The sequence below is a fragment of the Dysgonomonas sp. Marseille-Q5470 genome (assembly GCF_951230145.1).
Taxonomy (GTDB): domain Bacteria; phylum Bacteroidota; class Bacteroidia; order Bacteroidales; family Dysgonomonadaceae; genus Dysgonomonas.
Window position 1 is genome coordinate 42,262 of the sequence record NZ_CATNVE010000003.1, and the last position, 24,597, is coordinate 66,858.

Annotated in this window: 22 protein-coding genes and 4 tRNA genes; 17 read left to right on the forward strand and 9 right to left on the reverse strand. The window is 38.0% G+C overall.

From position 1 onward, the window contains the following. Positions 1-158: 158 nt before the first annotated feature. On the forward strand, positions 159-1,541 hold the full coding sequence (locus QOX35_RS06195) for a tyrosine phenol-lyase (RefSeq protein WP_283686211.1): 1,383 nt from the start codon (positions 159-161) through the stop codon (positions 1,539-1,541). Positions 1,542-1,626: 85 nt separating this feature from the next. Here the strand turns inward: QOX35_RS06195 and QOX35_RS06200 are convergent, their stop codons facing one another. Further along, positions 1,627-2,229 carry a nitroreductase family protein gene (locus QOX35_RS06200; protein WP_283686212.1) on the reverse strand — a complete coding sequence of 201 codons (603 nt, stop codon included), beginning with the start codon at positions 2,227-2,229 and terminating at the stop codon, positions 1,627-1,629. Positions 2,230-2,376: 147 nt separating this feature from the next. On the opposite strand from QOX35_RS06200, the gene QOX35_RS06205 reads away from it, so the two are divergent. The 9 genes from QOX35_RS06205 to QOX35_RS06245 all read left to right on the forward strand — a co-directional run bounded on the left by QOX35_RS06205 (position 2,377) and on the right by QOX35_RS06245 (position 9,933). Further along, entirely contained in the window at positions 2,377-3,063 is a 687-nt protein-coding gene (locus tag QOX35_RS06205; RefSeq protein WP_283686213.1) for an HAD family hydrolase, read from the forward strand. A 5-nt stretch (positions 3,064-3,068) separates the two neighbouring features. Continuing rightward, on the forward strand, positions 3,069-3,992 hold the full coding sequence (locus tag QOX35_RS06210; RefSeq protein ID WP_283686214.1) for a class I SAM-dependent methyltransferase: 924 nt from the start codon (positions 3,069-3,071) through the stop codon (positions 3,990-3,992). Position 3,993: 1 nt separating this feature from the next. Beyond that, positions 3,994-6,519: a YfhO family protein gene (locus QOX35_RS06215; protein ID WP_135103731.1), complete on the forward strand. Its 2,526-nt coding sequence runs from the start codon at positions 3,994-3,996 to the stop codon at positions 6,517-6,519. A 1-nt stretch (position 6,520) separates the two neighbouring features. Continuing rightward, complete coding sequence (locus tag QOX35_RS06220) at positions 6,521-7,426, forward strand: glycosyltransferase (RefSeq protein ID WP_283686215.1); 906 nt, start codon at positions 6,521-6,523, stop codon at positions 7,424-7,426. A 192-nt stretch (positions 7,427-7,618) separates the two neighbouring features. Next, positions 7,619-8,209 carry a hypothetical protein gene (locus tag QOX35_RS06225; protein ID WP_283686216.1) on the forward strand — a complete coding sequence of 197 codons (591 nt, stop codon included), beginning with the start codon at positions 7,619-7,621 and terminating at the stop codon, positions 8,207-8,209. A 1-nt stretch (position 8,210) separates the two neighbouring features. Further along, a complete protein-coding gene (gene queG / locus QOX35_RS06230) occupies positions 8,211-9,146 on the forward strand; it encodes a tRNA epoxyqueuosine(34) reductase QueG (protein ID WP_283686217.1) in 936 nt (311 codons plus the stop codon). A gap of 31 nt (positions 9,147-9,177) precedes the next feature. Next, positions 9,178-9,663 (forward strand): Rieske (2Fe-2S) protein, encoded by a 486-nt coding sequence (locus QOX35_RS06235; protein WP_135103735.1) that lies wholly within the window; start codon positions 9,178-9,180, stop codon positions 9,661-9,663. A gap of 105 nt (positions 9,664-9,768) precedes the next feature. Continuing rightward, positions 9,769-9,841 (forward strand) — tRNA-Gly (locus tag QOX35_RS06240). Between the two features lie 8 nt (positions 9,842-9,849). Beyond that, positions 9,850-9,933: transfer RNA gene (locus QOX35_RS06245), tRNA-Leu, on the forward strand. 90 nt (positions 9,934-10,023) lie between these two features. Here the strand turns inward: QOX35_RS06245 and QOX35_RS06250 are convergent. Then, positions 10,024-10,308 (reverse strand): hypothetical protein, encoded by a 285-nt coding sequence (locus QOX35_RS06250; RefSeq protein WP_283686218.1) that lies wholly within the window; start codon positions 10,306-10,308, stop codon positions 10,024-10,026. Between the two features lie 65 nt (positions 10,309-10,373). Next, the gene (locus QOX35_RS06255; RefSeq protein ID WP_283686219.1) at positions 10,374-11,348 is read right to left on the reverse strand and encodes a type I restriction enzyme HsdR N-terminal domain-containing protein; all 975 of its coding nucleotides are present in this window, start codon (positions 11,346-11,348) and stop codon (positions 10,374-10,376) included. 616 nt (positions 11,349-11,964) lie between these two features. On the opposite strand from QOX35_RS06255, the gene QOX35_RS06260 reads away from it, so the two are divergent. After that, the gene (locus tag QOX35_RS06260) at positions 11,965-12,486 is read left to right on the forward strand and encodes a lipocalin family protein (protein ID WP_283686220.1); all 522 of its coding nucleotides are present in this window, start codon (positions 11,965-11,967) and stop codon (positions 12,484-12,486) included. A gap of 105 nt (positions 12,487-12,591) precedes the next feature. On the opposite strand, the gene groL is transcribed toward QOX35_RS06260, so the two are convergent. The 3 genes from groL to QOX35_RS06275 all read right to left on the reverse strand — a co-directional run bounded on the left by groL (position 12,592) and on the right by QOX35_RS06275 (position 15,698). Continuing rightward, on the reverse strand, positions 12,592-14,223 hold the full coding sequence (gene groL, locus QOX35_RS06265; RefSeq protein WP_135103738.1) for a chaperonin GroEL: 1,632 nt from the start codon (positions 14,221-14,223) through the stop codon (positions 12,592-12,594). A 28-nt stretch (positions 14,224-14,251) separates the two neighbouring features. Next, the gene (locus QOX35_RS06270) at positions 14,252-14,521 is read right to left on the reverse strand and encodes a co-chaperone GroES (RefSeq protein WP_006842334.1); all 270 of its coding nucleotides are present in this window, start codon (positions 14,519-14,521) and stop codon (positions 14,252-14,254) included. Between the two features lie 163 nt (positions 14,522-14,684). Continuing rightward, complete coding sequence (locus QOX35_RS06275) at positions 14,685-15,698, reverse strand: L,D-transpeptidase (protein WP_283686221.1); 1,014 nt, start codon at positions 15,696-15,698, stop codon at positions 14,685-14,687. A 348-nt stretch (positions 15,699-16,046) separates the two neighbouring features. Between QOX35_RS06275 and QOX35_RS06280 the strand changes: the two genes are divergently transcribed. Beyond that, a complete protein-coding gene (locus QOX35_RS06280; RefSeq protein WP_283686222.1) occupies positions 16,047-17,132 on the forward strand; it encodes a TlpA disulfide reductase family protein in 1,086 nt (361 codons plus the stop codon). Between the two features lie 97 nt (positions 17,133-17,229). Continuing rightward, positions 17,230-18,339, forward strand: coding sequence for a TlpA disulfide reductase family protein (locus QOX35_RS06285; RefSeq protein WP_135103741.1), 1,110 nt, complete (start codon positions 17,230-17,232; stop codon positions 18,337-18,339). 68 nt (positions 18,340-18,407) lie between these two features. Here the strand turns inward: QOX35_RS06285 and QOX35_RS06290 are convergent, their stop codons facing one another. Further along, positions 18,408-19,394 carry an adenosine kinase gene (locus QOX35_RS06290; RefSeq protein ID WP_283686223.1) on the reverse strand — a complete coding sequence of 329 codons (987 nt, stop codon included), beginning with the start codon at positions 19,392-19,394 and terminating at the stop codon, positions 18,408-18,410. Positions 19,395-19,477: 83 nt separating this feature from the next. On the opposite strand from QOX35_RS06290, the gene QOX35_RS06295 reads away from it, so the two are divergent. Beyond that, positions 19,478-19,551: transfer RNA gene (locus tag QOX35_RS06295), tRNA-Asn, on the forward strand. 32 nt (positions 19,552-19,583) lie between these two features. Continuing rightward, a tRNA-Asn gene (locus QOX35_RS06300) sits at positions 19,584-19,657 on the forward strand. Positions 19,658-19,715: 58 nt separating this feature from the next. On the opposite strand, the gene QOX35_RS06305 is transcribed toward QOX35_RS06300, so the two are convergent. Together QOX35_RS06305 and QOX35_RS06310 are read right to left on the reverse strand one after the other, a co-directional pair. Continuing rightward, positions 19,716-22,088 (reverse strand): DUF5686 family protein, encoded by a 2,373-nt coding sequence (locus tag QOX35_RS06305; protein WP_283686224.1) that lies wholly within the window; start codon positions 22,086-22,088, stop codon positions 19,716-19,718. A 190-nt stretch (positions 22,089-22,278) separates the two neighbouring features. Continuing rightward, a complete protein-coding gene (locus QOX35_RS06310) occupies positions 22,279-22,728 on the reverse strand; it encodes a type I restriction enzyme HsdR N-terminal domain-containing protein (protein ID WP_283686225.1) in 450 nt (149 codons plus the stop codon). 78 nt (positions 22,729-22,806) lie between these two features. Between QOX35_RS06310 and QOX35_RS06315 the strand changes: the two genes are divergently transcribed. Together QOX35_RS06315 and holA are read left to right on the forward strand one after the other, a co-directional pair. Then, positions 22,807-23,586, forward strand: a complete 780-nt coding sequence (locus tag QOX35_RS06315; RefSeq protein ID WP_135103745.1) for an AMP nucleosidase — start codon at positions 22,807-22,809, stop codon at positions 23,584-23,586. Then, complete coding sequence (holA, locus tag QOX35_RS06320; RefSeq protein WP_283686226.1) at positions 23,580-24,587, forward strand: DNA polymerase III subunit delta; 1,008 nt, start codon at positions 23,580-23,582, stop codon at positions 24,585-24,587. The genes QOX35_RS06315 and holA overlap by 7 nt, the downstream gene beginning before the upstream one ends. Positions 24,588-24,597 lie beyond the last annotated feature (10 nt).

Consider the following 24,597-nt stretch of genomic DNA (forward strand, 5'->3'; position numbering starts at 1 on the left):
GTCTGTTATTTTGTAAGTAAATAAGGGTTGATTCTATTTTCTTTTTGATGTTTTTATTTTATATTTGTAGTGTAGTGCTGTTTGATTTGTCAAATAGTTAGTTAACCTTGCTTTATTTTCTTTTCAATAAATAATCTTTTAACCAAAAATCTACGAATATGGCATTCTCAAAGAAACCATGGGCAGAGCCCTATCGCATCAAAGTAGTAGAACCCCTGAAAACCACAACAAGGGAGCATCGTTTGAAATGTATGAAAGAAGCCGGATGGAATACTTTTTTACTCCATGCCGATGATGTCTATATCGACTTGTTGACGGATAGCGGAACGAATGCGATGAGTGATATGCAATGGTCGAGAATGATGATCGGAGATGAGGCCTATGCCGGTAGTCGTAGTTTTTACTATTTGGAAGAAGTTTGTAAAAAGTATTACGGTTACAAATATATTCTGCCTACTCATCAAGGTCGTGGAGCTGAAAACTTACTAAGCAAATGTATGATTACTCCTGGACAGTATGTAGCAGGTAATATGTATTTTACGACTACACGTCAGCATCAGGAGATCGCGGGAGGAACATTTGTGGATGTGATTATCGATGAGGCGCATAGAAGTCAGTCCACACATCCTTTTAAGGGGAATATCGATCTTGAAAAATATGAGAGGCTGATTAACGAAAAAGGCGCAAAAAATATAGCTTATATCACTGTTGGTGCTCCTGTGAATATGGCAGGAGGGCAGCCTGTGAGTATGGCGAACATGAAGGCCGTATCGGAACTCTCCCACAAGCATGGCATCAAAGTTGTGTTGGATGCTACGCGCAATATAGAGAATGCGTATTTTATTCAACAGCGTGAAGAGGGTTACAAGAATCGTAGTGTAGAGGATATAAATCGTGAATTTTGCTCTTATAGCGATGCTGCGACAGTCAGTGCCAAAAAAGATTTGTATGTAAATATTGGAGGATTAGTTATGTGTAACGATCCCGATCTTTACGATGATTTACGAAGCCTGATCGTTGTATACGAAGGAATGCCAACATACGGAGGTCTTGCCGGAAGGGATATGGAAGCGATGGCTCAGGGGTTGATCGAAGCCGTACAGGATGATATGATAGCCTCACGTGTTCGTCAGGTCGAATATTTCGGCAATCTGTTGCATGAAGCAGGTATCCCCGTTGTATTGCCTATCGGAGGACACGGTGTATTTATTGATGCGAAGAAATTTTACTCACATATACCTCAAGATCAATTTCCTGCGCAGAAACTCGCTGCGGATATTTATGTAGAATCAGGAGTGAGAGGTATGGAGCGGGGAATTGTATCGGCAGGAAGGAATAAACAGACAGGTGATCACTATTATCCTGAGCTGGAATTAGTAAGATTGACTGTTCCTCGTCGGGTATATACACAGGCTCATTTCGATGTAGCTGCTTGGAGTATAATAGAGATGTTTAAAGATCGGGATAAAGCCCGTGGCTTGAAGATGGTGTACGAGCCTAAATTCCTTCGTTTCTTCCAAGGACGATTTGAGGAATTATAATGAACAGATTTTGATCTTAAGCTATATAAACAAAAAGAGCAGTAAAAACTGCTCCTTTTGTTTGATAAAGAATGAATTTATTCTTTTATTTAAATACTACTACTCTGCTTTCTAGCGGATGGAATTCCTTTGGTCCTGCTTCGCTTGTTGGTGTGCCAAATGGCATTTGAGCTACCAGTTTCCATTTAGAGCTGATGTTGAATGCTTTTGCTACTTCTTCATCAATTATCGGATTGTAATGTTGCAGCGATGCGCCTAATCCCGCTTCTTCGAGCATTGTCCAGATTGCAAACTGGTGCATTGCCGATGTGTGCTGAGACCACACAGGGAAGTTTTCGCTGTATGCAGGGAATGCATCTTGCAAACCTTTTACAACGTCTGTATCTTCATAGAAAAGTATTGTTCCGTGACCTGCAGCAAAGGCTCCGTCTATCTTAGCTTCTGTAGCCGGAAAAGCTTCAGGTGAAACAAGCTTCTTCAATACTGATTTTACGATATCCCATAGTTTTTTGTGATTGTCATTCAACAGGAGAACTACTCTTGTTGATTGCGAGTTGAATGATGATGGAACATGCAAAACTGCGAAATCTATAATTTCTTTTATCTGATCATCTGAAATAGGGCTCTTGTCATTGATAGCGTAATATGTTCTACGACCTTCTATTGCTTCTTTAAGATTCTTTTTCATTGTTTACTTTATTTAATTAGTGTCTAAATACTATAGTTAGCTTTGTTACTCTAACGTCAAAGTTAAAGTAAATGTTTTGATGAATTGTATAAAAATAATAATAGTTATCTCTTCAAATATCTATATATCTAAGTATTTCGTACATTTGTGGCTGAATTCTTAACAAATGGTATAATGCATTTTTCGGGAGTAATATTTGATTTTAACGGAACATTATTTTGGGATACTAAGCTGCATAATAAAGCATGGGATATATTTCTGACTAAACATGGTTTGTTTTTATCCGATGAGGACAAGTTTAAGAAGATGCATGGTAAAAACAATAAAGATTTGTTTATTGAATTATTTAATAAGCCCTTGTCTGACGTTGAGATTCAAAAATATGTGCTTGAAAAAGAAGGACTGTATCAGGATTTATGTTTGCAAACCGATATGCAATTAGCTCCCGGAGCTTCTGATTTTCTAGATTTCCTGAAAGATAAAAAGATACCATTTACCATCGCCACTGCCTCAGGGAAAGAGAATCTCGATTTTTATTTCGAGCATCTTCCTCTTACACGATGGTTCGAATACGATAAGGTTGTTTATAACAACGGAAAGATAAAAGGAAAACCCGATCCTCAGATATATCAGAATGCTTTGGCTATTATAGACAAACAACCTGAGGATGTCATTATATTCGAAGATGCTGTAGCCGGATTGCAATCTGCACGAAATGCAAAAGCCGGAAAAATAATTGTCGTAAACTCAAATGATGACGATTATACAGACTGGTCGGATTGCCAGATAATTAAAAATTTTGACGAAGTAGATAGAACGCAATTTGTATTATAAAGAAAATGGAGAGCTCTATAAAGAAAGTTCATACTGTAATTTGTCCTGTCTGCGGAAGTCGTGGAATTGACCCTTTTCTATCCTGTAAAGATTATCTTACAACACAGGAAGTCTTTGAAATCAATAAATGTAATGGATGTGGTTTTGCTTTTACTCAGGATTTTCCTGTCGAAAATGAAATCGGAAAATATTACGAAGCACCTGAATATATTTCACACTCGGATACAAACCGGGGGATAATAAACAGTCTGTATCATCTGGCTCGCAAGATAGCATTGAAGTCGAAGTCGAAGCTGGTTACCAAGTATGCGGACTGTAAAAAAGGGATGTTGCTTGATATAGGTTCAGGAACCGGTTACTTTCTAAATCGGATGAAAGAACTGAAATGGATTGTAACAGGTATCGAGAAATCGGCATCAGCCAGAAAGTATGCAAAGCAAAAATTTGGTATAGATTGTCAGGATTCCGAATATCTTTACGAGATCCCCTGCCAGACAAAAGATGTGATTACGATGTGGCATGTGCTGGAGCATCTCGAACATCTGAATAGTGTACTGGACTATCTCCAAAAAATATTGAAAGATGACGGTACTCTCGTTATAGCCTTGCCCAATAAAGAATCGTTTGATGCAAGATACTATAAAGAATATTGGGCTGCCTACGATGTGCCCCGCCACCTATGGCATTTCTCTTCTTCCGATTTTCAGCGCATTGCAAACAGGCATCAGTTCGAAATTCTAGAAGTGAAGCCGATGTATTTCGATGCTTTCTATATATCTATGCTGAGTGAGAAAAATATGGGACATTCGTTTGCCAGTTTGCGAGGGTTGATTCGAGGCGGAATTTATTTCCTACGTACCTTGAGGAATAAAAATGGCAGTAGTTCGTTGATTTATATATTAAAGAAGAAAATAACAAACACAAAATAAGATGATAAAAAAAGAGCAGTCTTTGGTGAAGATGTTGTTGCCACATATTATTGCAGTGGTTGCATTTTTATTTATAACAATGGCATATTTTAGCCCTATGTTGCAAGGTAAAGTGTTGTCGCAGCACGATGTAACACAATATCAGGGTTCAGCAAAGGAAATTAGCGACTATTACTATAATGAGGGTAAGACTTCGGCCTGGACAGGCTCGATGTTCTCCGGTATGCCTGCGTATCAGATAGGGGTGCATGGAGGCAGTCCAAATTTTCTTGACTATCTCGAAGCTCCTGTGAAAGCATTGGGCAACACCACGGCAGGACCTGTTTTTGCAGGTATGCTCATGGCTTATATCTTATTTTGCTTGATGGGATTCAGTCCGGCAGTTGCTATATTGGGAGCTGTTGCTTATTCGCTGTCATCTTACAATATTGTTATACTCAACGCCGGGCACGTGACTAAAGCATGGGCGCTGGCATATATGCCGTTGATAGTGGCAGGCTTTATGTCGTTGTTCAAGAATAAGATCTTGCTTGGTAGCGTATTGGTCGGTTTGGGGCTGGCATTACAAATAAAAAGTAATCACTTGCAGGTAACTTATTATACCGGTTTACTCAGCGTTATACTCTTCATTACATATGCGGTTGAGGTGCTCTCAAAAAAGAATTATAAGTCATTCCTTATGTCGTGTGGTGCCATGATTATCGCTGTGGCTTTGGCTGTGTTGGCTAATCTGGGGAATATATACGGTAATATGGAAATGGCACGAGAAAGTACCCGTGGAAAGTCTGAACTGACTTCGCCGAAGTCTGAGTCGGAAAAGCAATCGACAGGACTTGACAAAGATTATGCTTTTGGGTGGAGCTATGGCAAAGCCGAAACATTCACATTCCTTGTTCCTAATCTGTATGGGGGAGAATCGAAGCCTTATGACAAAGATGCTCAGAGTATAAAAGTATTGACTCAGAAAGTGCAATCGGGAGAAATTCCTGCCGAATTTGCCAATCAGGTGTCACGCATTCCTCAGTATTGGGGCGACCAGCCGTTTACTCAGGGGACTGTATATCTGGGAGCAATCGTTTGTTTCTTGTTCCTGTTGGGTATGATCATTATAAGAAGCAATGTAAAATGGGGGTTGCTCGTGGCTACTATCTTTTTCATATTGCTGGCTTGGGGTAAAAATCTGGAATGGTTCAACGATTGGTTTTTCTATCACTTCCCGCTCTATAGTAAATTTAGGGCAGTATCTACAGCTTTGGTAGTGCCTGCACTCACTATTGTTATGGTTGCCGTGTGGGGAATAAAAGAATTCTTCTCGGGAGAAATAGATAAAAAGAAACTAAAAAAAGCACTTTATATATCGTTAGGCGTAGTTGGTGGTCTTTGTCTTATCCTTTGGATAGCGCCGGGAGCATTCTTCAATTTCACTTCGGGTGCAGATGCACAATGGAAAGCACAGGTTCCTGAATGGTATTATAATGCATTGCTGACTGATCGTCAAGACCTGATGTCGTCAGATGCTTTACGCTCTTTGGTGTTTGTTTTATTGGGCGCAGCAATTTTGTATTTCTCTCTTCGGACGAAGGTTGATACAAAGAAAATGACAATATACGGTTCGTTGGGACTTGCCGTTTTAGTCTTGATCGATTTGTGGGGAATTGATAAACGCTATTTGAATGAGAATAACTTTGTGGCTAAAAGCACATACAAAACAGAAACGTTTTCTCCGTCGGTAGCCGATCAGGCTATCTTGAAAGATCAACATCCTTCCTACAGGGTTTTGAATCTGAATAACCCGTTTGCCGAAACAACGACTTCTTATTATCATAAATCTATTGGAGGCTATCATGCAGCCAAGCTGAAACGTTATCAGGAATTGATCGATAATCGTCTGGATGGTGAGGTTAATCAGATCATCGGTACATTCAGTTCACAAAATATAGATACAATCATGGCATCGTTTAATAAAACGAAAGCACTGAATATGTTGAATGCAAAATACGTAATATATCATCCTGAGCAACCACCATTGGTAAATCCGAATGCAATGGGCAACGCTTGGTTTGTAAATGAATACAAGTTGGTAAATAATGCTGACGAAGAAATAGCTGCAATCAATACTTTAGATCCGCACACAACAGCCGTTGTGGATAAGCGTTTCGAAAGTGAACTGTCGGGATTGAAAATTACCCCCGACTCTACAGCTACAATAGAATTGGTATCATATAAGCCGGATGTGCTGACTTACAAAACGAAGGCTGTCTCAGAGCAACTAGCCGTACTTTCCGAGATTTATTTCTCGAATGGTTGGCAAGCTTATGTTGATGGAAAGGAAGTGCCTCACTTCCGTGCCGATTGGACATTGCGGGCAATGCGTGTTCCGGCAGGAGAGCATGAAATTGTTTTCAAGTTTGAGCCTCAGGGATATTATAACAGCCGCCATGTGGCAACAGCCTCTTCGGCAGTACTTGTTTTGTTGTTGATCGGCATAATTATAAGACCTTTTGTTTTGAAGAGAAAGGAAAAATAAAATGAAGCTATCTGTTATTTTCTGTACATACAATAGGGAGAAATATCTGTACAATGCGTTGAAAAGTATTTCGCAGCAGAATATTCCATATCACGACTATGAAATAGTTATGGTGAATAACAACAGTACAGATTCTACAGAAAGTATTTGTAAGCAGTTTCGATATGATTATCCTGGAGTTAATTTCCGATATTTTCTTGAAACGCAACAGGGACTTTCGTATGCACGCAACAGAGGTGTGCAGGAGAGTAGGGGAGATATCCTTGTTTTTGTAGATGATGATGCTACTGCATTCGAATCCTATCTTTCGTCTATAAAATCATTCTTTGAATCTCACCCCACCGTATCAGCATGTGGCGGGCCTATAGTACCTGTATATGAGGTGGAGAAACCTAAATGGTTGTCTCATTATACGGAGCAGCTTATTGGTGGAGCCCTGTACGAAGGAGATAAGATAAAACCTTTCAGCAACGGTAAATATCCCGGAGGTGGAAATTCGGCATTCAGAAAAGAAGTGTTTGATAAATACGGATTGTTTAATGTAGAATTGGGACGCAAGGGAACAGGACTTATCGGCGCTGAAGAGAAAGACCTTTATGACAGACTGACAAGAGGTGGTGAAAAATTTTATTACCTCCCACAAATGGGTATTCATCATTATATACCCGAAAAGAAACTTACAGAATCTCACTTCAGGGAACTAACTTACTCTATCGGAAAAAGCGAACGTATTCGTACTAAATCGATATCTCCGAATGCCTATCAAAACAGAATCTTTGCTGAATGTAAAAAATGGGCGGGCTCTATTGTCTTGTTTTTTACTTATGCATTGAGGCTATCTCCCGACAAGGGCTGGAAGCTGATACAATTTAGATGGTATGTAAGTAAAGGGCTGCTGGGGAAGTAGATTTTTCTGTACAGACCTCATATATAATAAAATAATTGTACTTTTATCTATTAAAGAGGGTGATGCATGACAAAAAAAGGTAACAAATAAAAGTGCTTTGAAAAGTGTCACTTTTGTCACCTTTTGCTTGTAATGTGTTGTTGTGTAGTTTTTTAGTTTTATGTGACGTTGTCACTTTTTGGTGATTAAAATATGAAAAAGAAGACTAATAGTAATTTATTGAAAGTTGTTGCCGCTATTGTGGTTGTTATCGTATTACTCTTTTTGTTTAGAGGAAACATTTACCGCATGGCTGTAAAATATGAAGATGGCGGAAGCCGTAAGTCTTATGATATAAAAGAAGGTGATTTGGCAACATTCATCAATCAGAGTCTACCCAACGATGAGGCATTAGATGCTACTATAAGCATTGAGCAGATTATCGACTTATCTCAGGAGATAACTACAAAAGTATTGGACTTTTCTTCTGATGCTCAGGAAAGTGATCCGCAGAAGCTTTTTGTTACCACAGAGGCTAGTTATACCGGCTATGCTGCCTTTACATCTGCTGTAGGTACTTACCTGATAAAGAGGTTTGGAATGGATAAGCAGTGGGAGGCTAAGCCGAAGAAAGGCAAGCTGTACCTCTTTGGAAACAATATGTACAAGAATGCCCAGAACGGATGGTTTAAAGATCATGACTTTGTTGTGTTCAGGAATAAGAATACAAAAGAGGAGATCTACGTAGACCCTACTGTGGATGAATATCTTGGGCTGAAGCGAGTTGATAGATATCAAAAGTAAAATGTTGGCAAACGAAGATATTTCCCGGCAAATAAAAGATTATGCATATAGTCTGGGTTTTGATGCTTGCGGGATTTGTAAGGCTGAGCCGATAGAGGTCGAGGAACAACAGCATTTTAAAGACTGGCTTAGTCATTCATATCATGCAGATATGGATTATATGGCTAGGAATACAGAGAAACGATGCAACCCTACTTTATTGGTTGAAGGTTCCCGTTCGGTAATCAGTGTCGCATTGAATTATTACCCTGAAGCAAAGCAACCGCAAGAAAACCCTCAATTTGCTTATTACGCCTATGGCAAAGACTATCACGATGTAGTGAAGAATAAGTTGCAAATGCTGCTGGATTACATTAAGAGCTTAGAGCCAACGACCGAAGGACGGGCTTTTGTTGATACAGCACCGATATTGGAACGTTATTGGGCAGCTAAGGCCGGATTGGGATTTATTGGAAAAAATTCATTGCTGATTATTCCGAAGAAGGGTTCTTATTTTTTTCTGGGCGAATTGATCATCAATCTTGAGCTGACATACGACACTCCATTGAATTTATCGTGTGGGAACTGTACTCGCTGCCTCGATGCATGCCCTACATCGGCTATCGTAAAGCCTAGAGTGGTGAATGCGAGTAAGTGCATTTCGTATCAGACGATCGAAAATCGTGGCGAGATTGATGAGCATGTGATTCCGAAGATGAATAATCGTTTTTATGGTTGTGATATTTGTCAGCAGGTTTGTCCCTGGAACAGATATTCACGACCGCATCAGACGGCAGAGTTTAACCCCTCTCAGGCTTTTTTAGACCTGTCTTTTGACCGCGTTGATAATTTGTCGGTTGAAGACTACCAGAAGATATTTAAGGGTTCGGCGGTGAAGCGTGCTAAATTTACAGGGTTGAAAAGAAATCTGGAAGCACTGAGGCAGAATTTGAAATAATATTAAGTCGTTGATAACGTTTTATAAGAAGATGAAAAAGATAAAATATATAGTGTTGATAGTTGTGTTGGTGTTTGTAACTTTCTCTTGCGGAAGTGATGAAAGTTTGAATACTATTCCTATTGAACCCGTAAGATTTGAAGTCAACCTGATAAAATCTCCGGACAAGAATCTGCGAACACCCGGGAATATTGTGACATTTACTCAACCAAGGCTGGCTACGGATATGATTGGATACTCAGGACTGCTTATTGTTTGTAGTGCTGTACCTATAACTAGCAGTGTCTATCAATTGTATGCATACGATCTTTGTTGCCCCTACGAAAAACAACGACCGATAAAAGTTGTGCCACAGAGTGATGGAACTGTAAAGTGTTCCCATTGCGGTAGTGTCTTTGAGATATTTAATGGTGTAGGAAATGTAAAGTCGGGACCTGCTAAAGATAATCTTCAGACTTACTATGCTCGATTTTCTAATACAGGAGATGGAATTTTTCAAATTACACGTAGAAATTAATCCTGATAAACTTTGTAGAAAGGAAAACATTTTTTACATTTGCACTCGCTAAACGGAAAAGGCTTCCAAAATGTTGGGGTTATAGCCTTGGATATAGCAGTAATTGCGAAAGTAGCTCAGTTGGTAGAGCACGACCTTGCCAAGGTCGGGGTCGCGGGTTCGAATCCCGTCTTTCGCTCATAGGCTGCTCGGATGGTGGAATGGTAGACACGCAAGACTTAAAATCTTGTGACCATTACGGTTGTGCGGGTTCAAGTCCCGCTCCGAGTACAATTTATGTTTTTAAACGCTTGATTATCATTGGATTTTCAAGCGTTTTTGTTTTTAGGGCAACACTAGGGGCAACAAACGATGAAGTTTTTATTTATCCTCATCAAAAAGAAGTTCCCTTTCTTTAAGTTGTTTATTCAGAAGTGCATTTTCAGCAATAGTGGCTATTGCATAACCCAATCCAAATAAAAAGAACCCGAAAAACAAAATTATCAAGGAAAGTGCAATCATATCCCAATGGATAATTGCATTGTATGCTTTATCTGTCCACCATGAAGGAATAAGCATAAGTGCTACCAAAACACTAACACCAAGAAAAATGCCACTTGAAGCCCTTAGTGTCTTTATACCGGAATTGCTGTAATTTAATTGCATAGTATTATTTTAATTTTTCCAACATTACTTTTATCACCTCTCGATCTTCTAACATGATTTGTAAACTATATAAGCTCCGCATAGAAGTCTTTCAGTCTATCTCTGCTGATGAGGTTATATAGTTCCACAAACCGCTCTTTCAGCTCTGCACGTTGACATTCGAATAAGACTTTGTAGCTGCCGAAATTTGGCATAATGTCGAGTACTTGGATTATACGGCTGTCTGTTATCAATCCGAACTTACAGCCCGTCCAAATAGCATAGCTGCGAGCTTGTCTTTGAGCCTTCTCTATCTCTACTTGCTTAGTTAGTCTATGTTCTTTCTTTGCCTCAACGATAAGCAGAGGCTGAGTAGATAACTCTTCTGCATTACTCGCAAACAGGACGAAGTCGGTCTCTAACGATATTTTCTTAGAGCCTTCCGCCCCTTCTACTATCATGCCGTCGTAGCGGTCGTCTTCGCTGTAACCTAACCGAGTAAGTAAGGGTAGTATAAATTTGTTTTCTACTTCCTTCTCTGTGCGGAACTCTCTATTTTGAAGCTTGTCGAACCATCCGTCAGCGTTCCAGTCATTCGATGGGGTATAGTCGTAGTAAATGGGTGTTATAGAGGTTTTTGTTGCGTTCTCTAATTCTACCTTTTCTTCGGTATAACCTGTCCTGATTGTTTCCTCTTTTACTTGCATTGGCCTCTCTGCAGAGACTTTTCCGTTTTGTTTATACTCTTGGGCGATATTTTGTAAATCTGATAAGGTTGTATTTTTTTCCGAGTAAGGTAATTTTTCCATTATCCGGTTGTAGTTCTCCTCATTGACTTCACCCGCTCTCAGTAGCCGCTTTACGTCAAAAGAGTAAGAAGCATTAAACTGCTGAGTAGCGCTAACAAGAGCAATCGTATTCTCGCTCTTGTTAGCGATTAGGTATACTTTGGGGGAGGTTAAGTAGCAGACCAAATCGCCGACATTTGCCTGCCAAATAGATATGTGCTCAAATCCGTCTTTCGTCAACTTCGTGTTCTTCCTTTCTGCTGTTTTTGCCATAGTGATATACAGTTGTATTTGCGCCTTCTGTCCCTCAAAAGCCGATTAGTATTTAGTTAAAACAAAAAGCTGAGACTTAACTTATTCGCATTAGGGGTGCGTTCAAACTTCATATACACAGCACAAAACAACTTAGCGCCATGACTTAGGAATCTACTTTTTATTCCCGTATATGTTCGTTTAATTGGTCGTTTTCCGAATCATAGAATAAAAGCTAACCTCTTTTATATTTTTTTCAATAATATTCTAGTGTAAAGATAATGATATTTTGGAACAAAGGATAAAATTATGCTGAATACCAATTAAGGGGGCTAGAAATAAAATTACGTTTCTTGCCGGCTCGATGAAACTTCTATTTGCCGATATAAGAAACTAACTCTTTGTGACTTATTTAAGTTTGTACACTCTTGTGTGTTGTTCTTGTTGCCTATGGTATTCTGTTGACCATTATGATTGTGCGGGTTAAACTCTCTCTTTGAGTATTTGTTGAGTGTTAATTGTTTGTTTAAAAGGTTGCTAGTATTGTTTTTTCTTTTACTAGTTTGCACAACATTTCTCTTTCAAAAACAATTATTGTATATCTGTTGTTTTTATAGATATGTTATAAGTATGAATTATGAATCTCAAATATCCGTTTATTGCAATTATTATGATTAGTTTATTTGCATCGTGTACTGGTATTCCTAAAAATGCAACAGCTGTCAAAAATTTTGAAGTTGAAAAGTATATGGGACGGTGGTACGAGATAGCTCGGTTCGATTTTCGGTTTGAACGAAACTTAGATAACACCACAGCTGAATACACCTTGAATGAAAATCAAACAGTCGGGGTGCTAAATCAAGGGCACGATTACATCAAGGATACTTGGAAATCGGCAAAAGGAATAGCTAAATTTATCGGTCCTAAAGATGAAGGCAGGCTAAAGGTTTCTTTCTTCAGGCCGTTTTATGCTTCGTATAATATAATCGCTTTGGATAAGGATTATAAATATGCGCTTGTTGTGGGTAAAAACAAAAAATATATGTGGATTCTTTCACGAACTAAAACTATCCCTGATGATGTAAAAAACAACTATCTTGATTTGGCTAAAAAGCTAGACCTTGATATTGATAAGTTGATTTGGGTAAATCACGATTGAGCATAGAAAACAGTATATAAAAAAGAACCGATGGATCTTGATCCATCGGTTCTTTTTTATATAAGTCCTGTCAACCTTTCTAGGTTGAGGCAATCGAATGATTGATTACATCATTCCGCCCATTCCGCCACCCATTGGAGGCATTGGAGCAGGGTTTTCTTCTTTCTTGTCGGCGATGATGCACTCTGTAGTTAAGAACATACCTGCAATAGAAGCTGCATTCTCAAGAGCTACACGAACTACTTTAGCTGGGTCGATAACTCCGGCTGCATTCAGATTCTCGTAAACATCTGCACGAGCGTTGTAGCCGAAATCAGCTTTTCCTTCACGTACTTTCTGTACTACAACAGCACCTTCTTTACCGCTATTAGCTACAATCTGACGAAGAGGCTCTTCGATAGCACGCTTAACAATTTCGATACCGGTAGTTTCGTCTTCGTTTTCACCTTTTAGGTCTTCTAGAGTGCTAATAGCACGAATGTAAGCTACACCACCTCCGGGAACTGTACCTTCTTCGATAGCTGCACGAGTTGCAGAAAGAGCATCGTCAACACGGTCTTTCTTTTCTTTCATTTCTACCTCTGACGGAGCTCCTACATAAAGAACAGCTACACCACCTGCCAATTTAGCAAGACGTTCTTGTAGTTTTTCTTTATCGTAGTCTGATGTTGTTTTTTCCATTTGTGCTCTGATCTGAGATACACGAGCAGCAATAGCATCTTTCTCACCTGCACCGTTTACGATAGTGGTATTATCTTTATTGATAGTTACCTTATCAGCAGTACCAAGCATGTCGATAGTAGCAGCCTCAAGTTTGATGCCTCTCTCTTCTGAGATTACGATACCACCTGTAAGGATAGCGATATCTTCAAGCATTTCTTTACGACGATCACCAAATCCGGGAGCTTTAACCGCAGCAATCTTCAAGCCTGCGCGAAGACGGTTAACTACCAGTGTAGTCAATGCTTCTGAGTCGATATCTTCTGCAATGATTAGCAATGAGCGACCTGATTTAAGAGCAGATTCAAGAATAGGAAGAATGTCTTTCAATACTGAAATCTTCTTGTCGTGAATCAAGATATATGGGTTTTCAAGATCAGCTTCCATTTTCTCTGTATCTGTTACAAAGTATGGAGAGATATAACCTCTGTCAAATTGCATACCTTCTACTACATCCACATAAGTTTCTGTACCTTTTGCTTCTTCAACAGTGATAACCCCTTCTTTCTTTACTTTGCCCATAGCTTCAGCGATCAGCTTACCTATCGTTTCGTCGCCGTTAGCTGATATCTTAGCTACGTGCTCTATCTTCTGTAGGTCATCGCCTACGGCTACAGCCTGAGACTTGATGTTTTCTACTACTTTTGCTACAGCTTTATCGATACCACGTTTCAAATCCATTGGATTTGCTCCAGCCGTAACGTTCTTAAGACCAACGCTAACGATAGATTGTGCCAATACTGTGGCAGTAGTAGTACCATCACCCGCATCGTCGTTTGTTTTAGAAGCTACTTCTTTTACAAGTTGAGCTCCCATATTCTGGAATGCTTCTTCCAGTTCTATTTCTTTTGCTACTGTTACACCGTCTTTTGTGATGTGAGGTGCACCAAATTTCTTTTCGATGATTACGTTGCGACCTTTTGGTCCAAGGGTTACTTTTACTGCATTAGCTAATGCATCAACACCTTTTTTTAGCTCGTCGCGAGCATCTATGTTAAACTTAATCTCTTTAGCCATAATGTTATGTTAATTAAAACTGTTAGTATTAAATAATTGCAAGAATATCAGATTGACGCATAATAAGGAAAACTTCACCGTCAAGTTCTACTTCTGTTCCGGCGTATTTGCCATAAAGAACCTGATCTTTTGGTTTTACTATCATATCTTCGTCTTTTGTTCCGTTGCCTACTGCAATAACTTCACCTTTTAGAGGTTTTTCTTTAGCTGTATCCGGAATAATGATACCTCCCACGCTTTTTTCTTCGGCTGCAGCCGGCTTAACAAGCACTCTGTCTGCTAATGGTTTAATACTCATGATTCTTAAATTTTTAATAGTTATATATTAATTTATTTTATGTATTCTGTTTAGATATTAGCGAAATGCGTGCCAAAATATATTTCTGTCAAAACAGCAGAATCATAGAAATGACAAACTGACAAGTAGTCATTTTCGCTAATGTGTTTTATTAAAATAGAGATTATTCTATAACAAAGATGATGGTTTCTTCTGTCGGCGCCCAGTCATATACAAATTTTGCGTGCGATGTCGCATTGCGCACACACATGTGTGAACGGGGTGTAGTGCCTAGTGAAGGGCTATATTCAATGAATGTGGTACTTGGTGCATTCACTGGAATACCGTGTATATATCCTCCGTTTGTAAAGCGATTGGCATAAGGAGCAAAGCCTCCTGTTTCCGTTGTGCCATCGACAAGGAAAAACATCTTTACTTTTTTCTCCTGAAGAACAAATAGACCCAGTGGGGTTTCTTGCTGATACGGCGGCTTATGCAAACCTGTTGTGGCAGGATTCATACTTCTTACAATCCATTTTTTATCTACTTTCTCGAGAGTGACAATATTCTCATTGTTGCGATCAACAAATATTGCATGTTTAAATTGTACGGTATCATGAATTGGTTTTACATATTTCTTAGGAACAAGCCATAACTCTTTGGAGTCCGTTGTGGTTATTTTTCTAAAACTCCCGACATTGTCTTTGAATAGTTTTACCAAGGCACCGTCTCTGCCATACCGTTCTCCTGTAACAGTATCCGTAGGAAGAAAGAGAGGAATCCCTTGAAATCGTTCTACCCCTAATGTGTCGGCAATGCGTTTGTATTCATTCCTTTTATATTTCTTTACAAGAGGTGCTTCTCCATTGTTATTCCGATAATTCTGTAAAATCCCCCAAGCAAAGAATTCTTGTTGGAAATTTTCGAGAATAGCCAAGCCTTGTTTGATCTTCTCCCACTGGAACTGCCGTGTTGTGTCACGATATGGGTATGTGTCTTGCAGAGTGTATTGGTCGTAAAGAAAATCCTTCTCTATGGTAATATCTTTGGCTTTTATCCTCTGCATTTTTTGAGCATTCTTCATCAAGAGAGAATCCTGACGTAATTGGCTGAGAAATGAGTCTTGTCCGGTTTTTTCGGAACAAGAATTAAATATAAATAAACAAACGAAAAATAAAGAAATTGTTGTCGCTTTCATCAAAACGTAAAATGTTTCTTGAAGTTTATATGATATAATTTAAATACCGACATTTCATTTTTGTCACATATGATACAAACAATAAAAATGCCTGATTGTTCGATGTTTATATCTACACGTAAAACAAAAAGTAACAAAGGTAACACTTATTTGCAGAATTTAGAGTGTCACTGTTTTTATATCGAACCATCTCTTTATGAGATAATTTTAATCGGTCAAAATACAAAATAAAAGAAAGCTAAAAGTTGCAGTATCACATATTTCGCTTTTAAGTATTAAGTGTTAAATAAGCAAGATTATGAACTATTTACTTATCTTTGCTTGATATTTACTTAATACCTCTTATTAATGAAAAAAATCATATTTCTCTTTTTATCAACCCTTGCAATCTTATTCGTTTCTTGTCAGGGTAATTCTTATTCCATAGAAGGAAAGTTTTCGGATAATTCATTCGACACCAAAGTTGCATATTTACAAAAAATAGATAGTATCAACTCTCAGAAGGCAACAGTAATCGATTCCGCAACGATATCTGATGGAAAATTCAGTTTTAAAGGAACAGCTGATGAGCCTATGATGGGATTTGTATCTGTAGGCAAACTTGAGAATGCAGATAATGATACACCGATAGGAACACTGATATTAGAACCGGGTAATATCAAAATTACATTTGATAAAACAAACGTAACTCTTGGAGGAACACCCAAGAATGACGAGTTTAATAATATACACAAGGTAATGAACACTCTTACCGATAAGATATCTAAAATTACGCCTCAGGATGCGAACAACCCTGCAATAAGAGCCGAAGTAGATACTTTGCAAAAACAATTGCAGATGTCGACTTTCAATTTTGCTAAGGCAAATATTTCGAATAAAGCCGGTGAGTTTTTATTCTATTCATCAGCAAAATCATTTAGTAAAGATCAGCTAAAAGAATTGATAGCAGCCAGCGACAGTACATTCCGAAACAGAGATGAGATCAAGGCTTTGGTAAAAGAATTGGACAGAGTGAAACCTGAAGTAGGTAATCCATACAGTGATGCTCAATTGATAGATCAAAGTGGACAGATGGTATCCTTGTCTGACTATGTAGGCAAAAATAAATTAGTCTTGATCGATTTCTGGGCTTCATGGTGTCAGCCATGTATTCAGGAAATACCAAATCTTATAAAAACTTATAATGCATACAAATCTAAAGGTCTTGAAATAGTTGGTATATCAGTTGATGATGATAAAAACAAATGGACTGCAGCTGTCCAAAACTATAAAATGACCTGGGTGCAATTGGCAGATGCAACAACAATGGCATCGCAATTATACGGAGTGCAAAGCATCCCGCATACATTACTTATAGATCAAAATGGCGTTGTTATAGCCACCGATTTAAGGGGTAAAGAATTGGACGATAAAATAGCTGAAATCCTAAAATAATCTTTAAGTCATAAACAATAAGAGTTTTGTCTTTGTTTTAAACGTAACTCTTAAAAAATTAAGATATACTATTTATTAACCACTATTTTGATTTAGAATGAAGAAAATAATTTTGTTTCTTGCAGCAATTGCGATACTTGCTACATCTTGTGTAGAGAAAGATGCTTTTACCATTAAAGGTAAATTACCGAATGGTACGTATGACGGACAACAAGTATATCTAAAGACTTTAGATGAGAATTGGAAAGACCTTGTGGCTGTTGACACAGTAGATGTTGTTGACGGAGAATTTGTTTTCAAAGGACTAGCCAAAGACGGTGCAAAAATACATTTCATCTCATTGGATGATGCACCTGACAATATGAACAGACCTGTTTTGGTGATAGTGGAACCCGGACAGATAGAAGTTTCTCTGGATAGCATTTCTACAGTAAAAGGTACTCCTTTGAATAATGCTTGCCAAGCGTTTAATACAAAGAGCCAGGCTATAGAAAATGAAATGATGTCTATCTCTTCCAAGTTGAGGGATGATTCAACGAATACAGCCAATAAAGCTGAACTTGAAAAACAGTATGAAGACAAATATAATGTTTGGACAAAAGAGACTTTCGACTTTGTAAAGGAAAATATACAAAACCAACTTGGAGTTTATTTCTTATCTCGCAACTTTTATCGCTTCTCTGCCGAACAGCTTAATGAGCTTATTCCGTCTATTAAGCCTGAATATAAGTCTATAGCCAGAATACAAAAGGTAGAGAAAGTAGCCAAAGCTCTTGATGCAACGTCTGTAGGGAAAACATTTACCGATATAAAAGGTAAAACTCCGGAAGGAAAAGATATAGCATTAGCAGATTTTGCAGGTAAAGGAAAATATGTCTTGGTCGATTTTTGGGCTTCATGGTGTCCTCCATGTCGTGCCGAAATGCCAAAACTTGTAGAACTTTATAAGCAATACAGTGCCAAAGGGGTTGAGATCGTAGGTATTTCTTTAGACAAAACAAATGAAGACTGGGTGAAAGGAATCAAGAACCTGAATATTACATGGCCTCAAATTTCAGACCTTAAATTCTGGGATAGTGAAGGTGCTGCAATTTATGGTGTGTCTTCTATTCCTCACTTGATGTTGTTAGACAAAGATGGTAAAATATTAGCCAGAGGTCTGAATGCTGAAGAAGCAACTAAAAAGATAGAGGAACTCTTGAAATAATAAAAGAGCCGATCATAAATAAAAAAGCCTGTTTGCAAAAACAGGCTTTTTTGTTACTCAATAGTATCTTATAATACTGTCTTTATTTTTTCTATCTCGTCATCTATATCATTCCACTCGTTGTCGCCCACTTTAGCCCCTATCTTTTGAATTACGTATGCGGCTAGTAGAGTTCCTATTTGCCCACTGATAAAAAGTGAATAGTTTTGTATCAGTCCATATATAAATCCGGCTGCATATAGGTCTCCTGCTCCCGTTGTATCTACACAGTTTACTTTGTATGCGGGAACAAATATCTTTTCGTCTCCTTGTTGTATCCACGATCCTTTGTCTCCAACTTTCACTATAGCTATATCTGTTTGTTTAGCTAATAAAGAGACGGCTTCTTCGGCTTCTACATTCAATAGGGCTCTTGCTTCCTCTTCGTTCGCAAAGACGATGTCTGTGTACGTAGGGATGATGTCTAGAAGAAATTGACGGTTTGCTTCCACTACATTATAACTGGCAAGGTCAAGTACAACTTTTGCTCCTGCTTCTCTGGCTAATTCAATTGCTCTGCGGATCAGTGCATGACTTTGTACCAGATATCCCTCAATGTAGAAATACTTGTAACCTTCAAAATCGGCTGTTTTAAGCTCTTCTGCATCCAATAGGGCAGCAGCACCTAAGTATGTGCCAAAAGTACGCTCTCCGTCCTTAGAAATGAACGTAGATGCAACACCCGAAGGTTCATTAACCTCGGTCAGGTGTGATTTGATTTTGTATTTATTTAAGTCTTCTTTAAAGAAGTTTCCATAAAAGTCTTTTCCTACCTTTCCCAGAAAGCCGGTTTCTATTCCCAAACGGGATAAACCTACAATTGTATTCGATGCAGAACCGCCTGATACAATATTCTTTTTTAATTTATTTATTTCACCTGATAATATTTCAAACTTCTTGTCATCTATAAGCTGCATGCTACCTTTCGGTAGTTCAAGCAGTTCTAACATCTTATCGTCTTCTATAATTGCCAAAACATCCACTAAGGCATTGCCCATTCCTAATACTTTTGCCATTCTTCTTCGTTTTTTTTTGCAAAGATATTGCATAATTCAGAAATAAGGTCTATTTTTGCGTCACTTTTGAGAGAAACAAACACTCTTCCTTAGCTCAGTCGGTTAGAGCATCTGACTGTTAATCAGAGGGTCCTTGGTTCAAGTCCAAGAGGAAGAGCAAAGTAAACGAGATTTCTTCCAAAAGTACATTCTTCCTTAGCTCAGTCGGTTAGAGCATCTGACTGTTAATCAGAGGGTCCTTGGTTCAAGTCCAAGAGGAAGAGCAAAAAGAGTTACATGAAAATGTAACTCTTTTGTTTTTTATATAGATACCTCAAATGATTAATCTTTTAATAGCAGAAGAGACTGAAGATTTAAAGAGAATCTGACTCCTGCCGTTTTGTAATCGAAGTTGTTGAAAGAAGAAAATACACCCATCCCAAACAGTCTTGTAATATTTATTGAATACCCGATCTCTGAATAGAACTTTATGTCGGGAGTATACAATGTCTTAAAGTGTAGTCCTTCAAAAAATGGTTTTCCTTGTAGAAACGAGAGGCGTTTGAGTAAAAAATATTGACTGGCATAATTGAATGAGAGTGTAACCCAGTAATGGTTAGCCTGCAATTCATAATTATCGAGCAAAAGAAATGAGTCGAACAACGAGCCCAGGTTGAAGACAAGGTCGGGCGCACCATAAAACTGGTAATCGGCAAAGTGCAAATTTTTTCTAGGCCCGATAAAAGCTCCTGCTTCAAACTTATAGTCTAGTTTATCGAAATAATTCAATCGGATATTTTGCACAGCTCCGCCTTTTATTTTTCGATATTGTGAATTGTTCGTTTGCCAAGAAGAGAAGCCTTCTTCATACTGAAGATGAAAAACAAGGGGCGATTCATTATTCTGGATTGTATAGTTTGCAAACGGAACATAAGAGAGTCCCACAGAATAATATGTTCTGTCGAAACGCTTATCAGGGTTTATATTCGGTGTGATATTGTCTCTTTCTATAATCGTAAAATCTGTATTGTTATTTAATCCTGCCCGTCTTTCAACTCCAAGCCCGACTGTTAGCTTTAGCTTCTTTGTGAGATCTATGTCATTGTTCACTGAGACATAATCTTTTTGATAGAAAGAATTATAGTTTTTACCCAGAAACAAAGAGCTGAAATAGTTATTATATCGCGTTATGCTTAAGCTATTGAAATCGGCAGTATGGGAACCGATGGAGAACTTTAGCTTTCCTGCTCTTTCGGGCAAGTAGTTATACGTAAAGTCGCTTCCCCCTATAAGCCGATGTCTTGCTGTCGTATAGTATATGTAAGGGCTGATTTCGAGCTGTTGATCTTTGTCTATTTGCGATTTTAGATAAAAGCGATTTCCGAGCCAGAAACCATCCACATAGTTATAATCTCTGAATATCATTTTCACACCACCATATCTCAACGACCACTTGCTAGAGTCATTTCCTAAAAAATAATCTCCCAGCAAAGCCTTTCCATACCAAGGCTTAGACGCTATTCTTTCTTTTAACCTAAAGTGATCGAGAATCTCCAATCGTTCTGTATTTACAGGAAACATTCTTATACTATCCCAAAATGTTGAATCTTGAGTATAAGCATCTTTGTTGAATTTTATTTTGTCATTGATTTTTGGTCGTTCATCTCCTCTGCTTATAACTCCTATTGCTTCTCCGCCATTATCTATCTTCTTATATTTTAGAGATGTCAGATATGTAACGTTTCCCTTATTTCCTAATATATTGATGCTTATATCAGTTTGATATGTAATCGGAAGGTTAGGGTGGCCATCAATTGTCTGATATGTGATTTGATTAACAGTTTCCAGACCTTGGAATTTTCTATACAACTTAGCACAGGTTATATTACCGTCATCTGTAATGTACAAGTCGCCGTTCAGTAATTTGTAATCATCATATCGTGGAACAACCTCTATCTTGTTGATGACTTTGCCATCTTCTAAGTAATAGCCTTTATATTTGAATTTATAATAAGACGATACTCTCCTCCCTAAAGGAGAAATACTGCCATTGAACCAATCGGAGAATAAAGATTCACTGAGAAGCCCTATAGCTCCTCTTGTATTCATTGCATCAGCGATATTTCCGGTGTATCCGTTTACTTGAATTTTGTAGCTGTCGGGTGCTGTATATTTTACTGTACAATTGATTTCCTGATGTATGATCTTATTCTCGAGATCGGAGACATTTACATTCTCTATTTTCTTTACGACTGTATTTGTGAGCTCTGTTATTCTGGTTAATGTTAAGTTACCTTTGATGTAGGCATCAGCATCGTACGATGTGTAAGATGCCGCTTTTCTTGTTACTTTATTTAGTATATCGTTTCCTGTCAGTTCTATTTTCCTATCGGTATTTTGATATTCATAGAATGGATATGGCATGAGTGTAATCTCTACTTCACACGCTTTATCCTTTTGAATAGAAATAGACTGTTTCTGCGCTTTATATCCTATCTGTTTATAAACAAAAGTGTAGTTTCCCGGTAGAAGATTGATCTGGAATAATCCCTCATTGTTGGTCACCAACCCCTTTTTTTCTTCTTCTATATAGATAGAAGTATATGGGACAGCGACTCCTGAGGAATTTTTGACAAAACCTTTAAGGTATTGGGAAAAGACCTCACATGGGTATAAAAATAACACAAAAACAACTAAAGCAAGGGTAAGCTTCATCCTTTGATTTCCATAATAAACTATCACCCTTCAAAATTAATATTATTGTAGAATCAAAGAACTTTGCTTATTGTCAATCTTATTCAACAAGAGAAATTATAACATTTTATCACATTTTTGTGACAATAAGAGATGAGTGGGACTTGCTTTAAAACTAGTAGTGTTGATTTAAGATGTAGTTTGGTGTTTATTATAAATCAGTGTAGTTAGGTATATCCGATAGATAATTGAAGGACTGTTTATCATAGTCCATTATGCAGCAATAATGATTCAGGCCATTGGACACGATCAGATACTTAACTTTCAATACAATGTTATACCTTACAATCTGATCAAAGACTTGTTGTGTGATATCTACATCCGGCGCCTTATATTCTATAATCATCAGGGGGGATAAATCACGATTATACACTACCGAATCGCAGCGTTTTTTCATCTTGTTAAGATTTATCTGAATTTCGTTTGTAATTAAGGCTGCGGGATAGCCTTTTTCTCTTAACAAAAAGTTCACAAAGTGTTGCCTGACCCACTCTTCGGGTGTCAATGCTACAAACTTACGGCGTAAAGGGTCTAAGATAGAGATTTTTCCACCTATCTTTTTTACATTTATATCGAAGGACGGTAAATTTAACTCTAACATTTGCTACCTTTGTTAAATCCGCATATCAAATAATAAGGGATAGTGCTTGTTTATTAGACGAACAAAAGTAGAATTTATATGAAAACAAAACAAGAAATTGTAGCAAATTGGCTGCCACGCTATACGAAAAGACCACTCGAGCAATTTACAAAATATATATTATTAACCAACTTTGCCAAATACGTAGAAGTTTTTGCTCATCACTTTAATGTCCCTATTTTAGGATTGGATGGCAATATGCCAAATGCCTCGGCAGAAGGAATTACAATTATAAACTTTGGAATGGGTAGCGCCAATGCTGCTACTATAATGGATCTGTTGAGTGCAGTAGAGCCCGAGGCTGTACTTTTCCTTGGAAAGTGTGGAGGGCTGAAAAAGCATAATAATTTAGGAGATTATATATTACCGATAGCGGCTATCAGAGGAGAAGGAACATCGAATGATTATCTTCCACCCGAAGTGCCGTCTCTACCTGCTTTCAGCCTTTTGAGATCGGTATCCTCTACGATACGTAACCATAATAAGGATTACTGGACAGGAACGGTATACACCACTAATAGACGTGTCTGGGAACATGATGATAAGTTTAAGGAATATCTTCTTCAGATACGAACTATGGCTGTAGATATGGAAACTGCAACACTGTTTACTTGCGGCTTTGCAAATCAGATACCCACAGGGGCATTACTCTTAGTGTCGGATCAGCCAATGATTTCTGATGGTGTAAAAACGGAAAAAAGTGATAACGTTGTCACAAAGAATTTTGTAGAAGAGCATGTCATAGTGGGTATCGAATCGCTAATGACTTTAATTAATAACGGAGAAACAGTAAAACACCTACGCTTCGAAACATGGTAACATTTGAACAGATAGTTACAGAGATTAAAGCACGAAAATACAGACCCGTATATCTTTTTATGGGTGATGAGCCTTACTATATAGATGAGCTTACAAACATGCTGACCGAAACCGTTTTGCCTGAAGAGGAACGCGATTTCAATCAGAGTATACTGTATGGGATGGAAACGAATGTTACAGCCGTGATAACAATGGCTCGCAGTTATCCGATGATGTCAGATCATCAACTCATTGTAATCAAAGAAGCTCAAAACCTAAGTAAGATAGAGGAGCTCGAAGTATACGTAAAGAACCCGCTAAAATCTACTATACTTGTTCTCAATTATAAAGGAGGCTCTCTTGATAAACGCAAAAAGCTATATGCCGAGATAGACAAAAACGGAGCTATTTTTGAGTCGAAAAAAATACCGGAGTATAAGATTCCGGCATTTATTACTTCCTATATATTATCAAAAGGTTTGAGCATCGATCAGAAATCTGCACAGATGTTGTCTGACTATCTGGGGAATGATCTGAGTAAGCTTACGAATGAGATAGCAAAGCTGTTAATAGCTATACCGTCCGGGCAGATGCGTATTACGGCAGACCTTATCGAAGAAAATATAGGCATCAGTAAAGATTTCAATAATTTTGAATTGCTAAATGCGATTATAAATAAAAATATATTCAAGGTAAATCAGATTGCCGACTATTTCGAAAAGAATCCGAAGAACAATCCGATGATTATGACCATGTCGGTACTCTTTAACTTTTTCAGCAACCTGATGATTTGTTATTGGGCAAAAAATAAAACAGAGCAAGGGCTTGCAACCGAACTTGGACTTAGAAATCCCTATCAGGCTAAAGACTACGTTATTGCCTTGAAGAATTATAATGCGTTTAAGTGCATGGAAATTATTGGTCTCTTACGTATATACGATGCCAAATCAAAAGGCGTTGATAACAACTCTGCCCCTGACGGGGAATTACTGAAAGAATTACTATATAAAATAACTCACTGAATTTGTACAT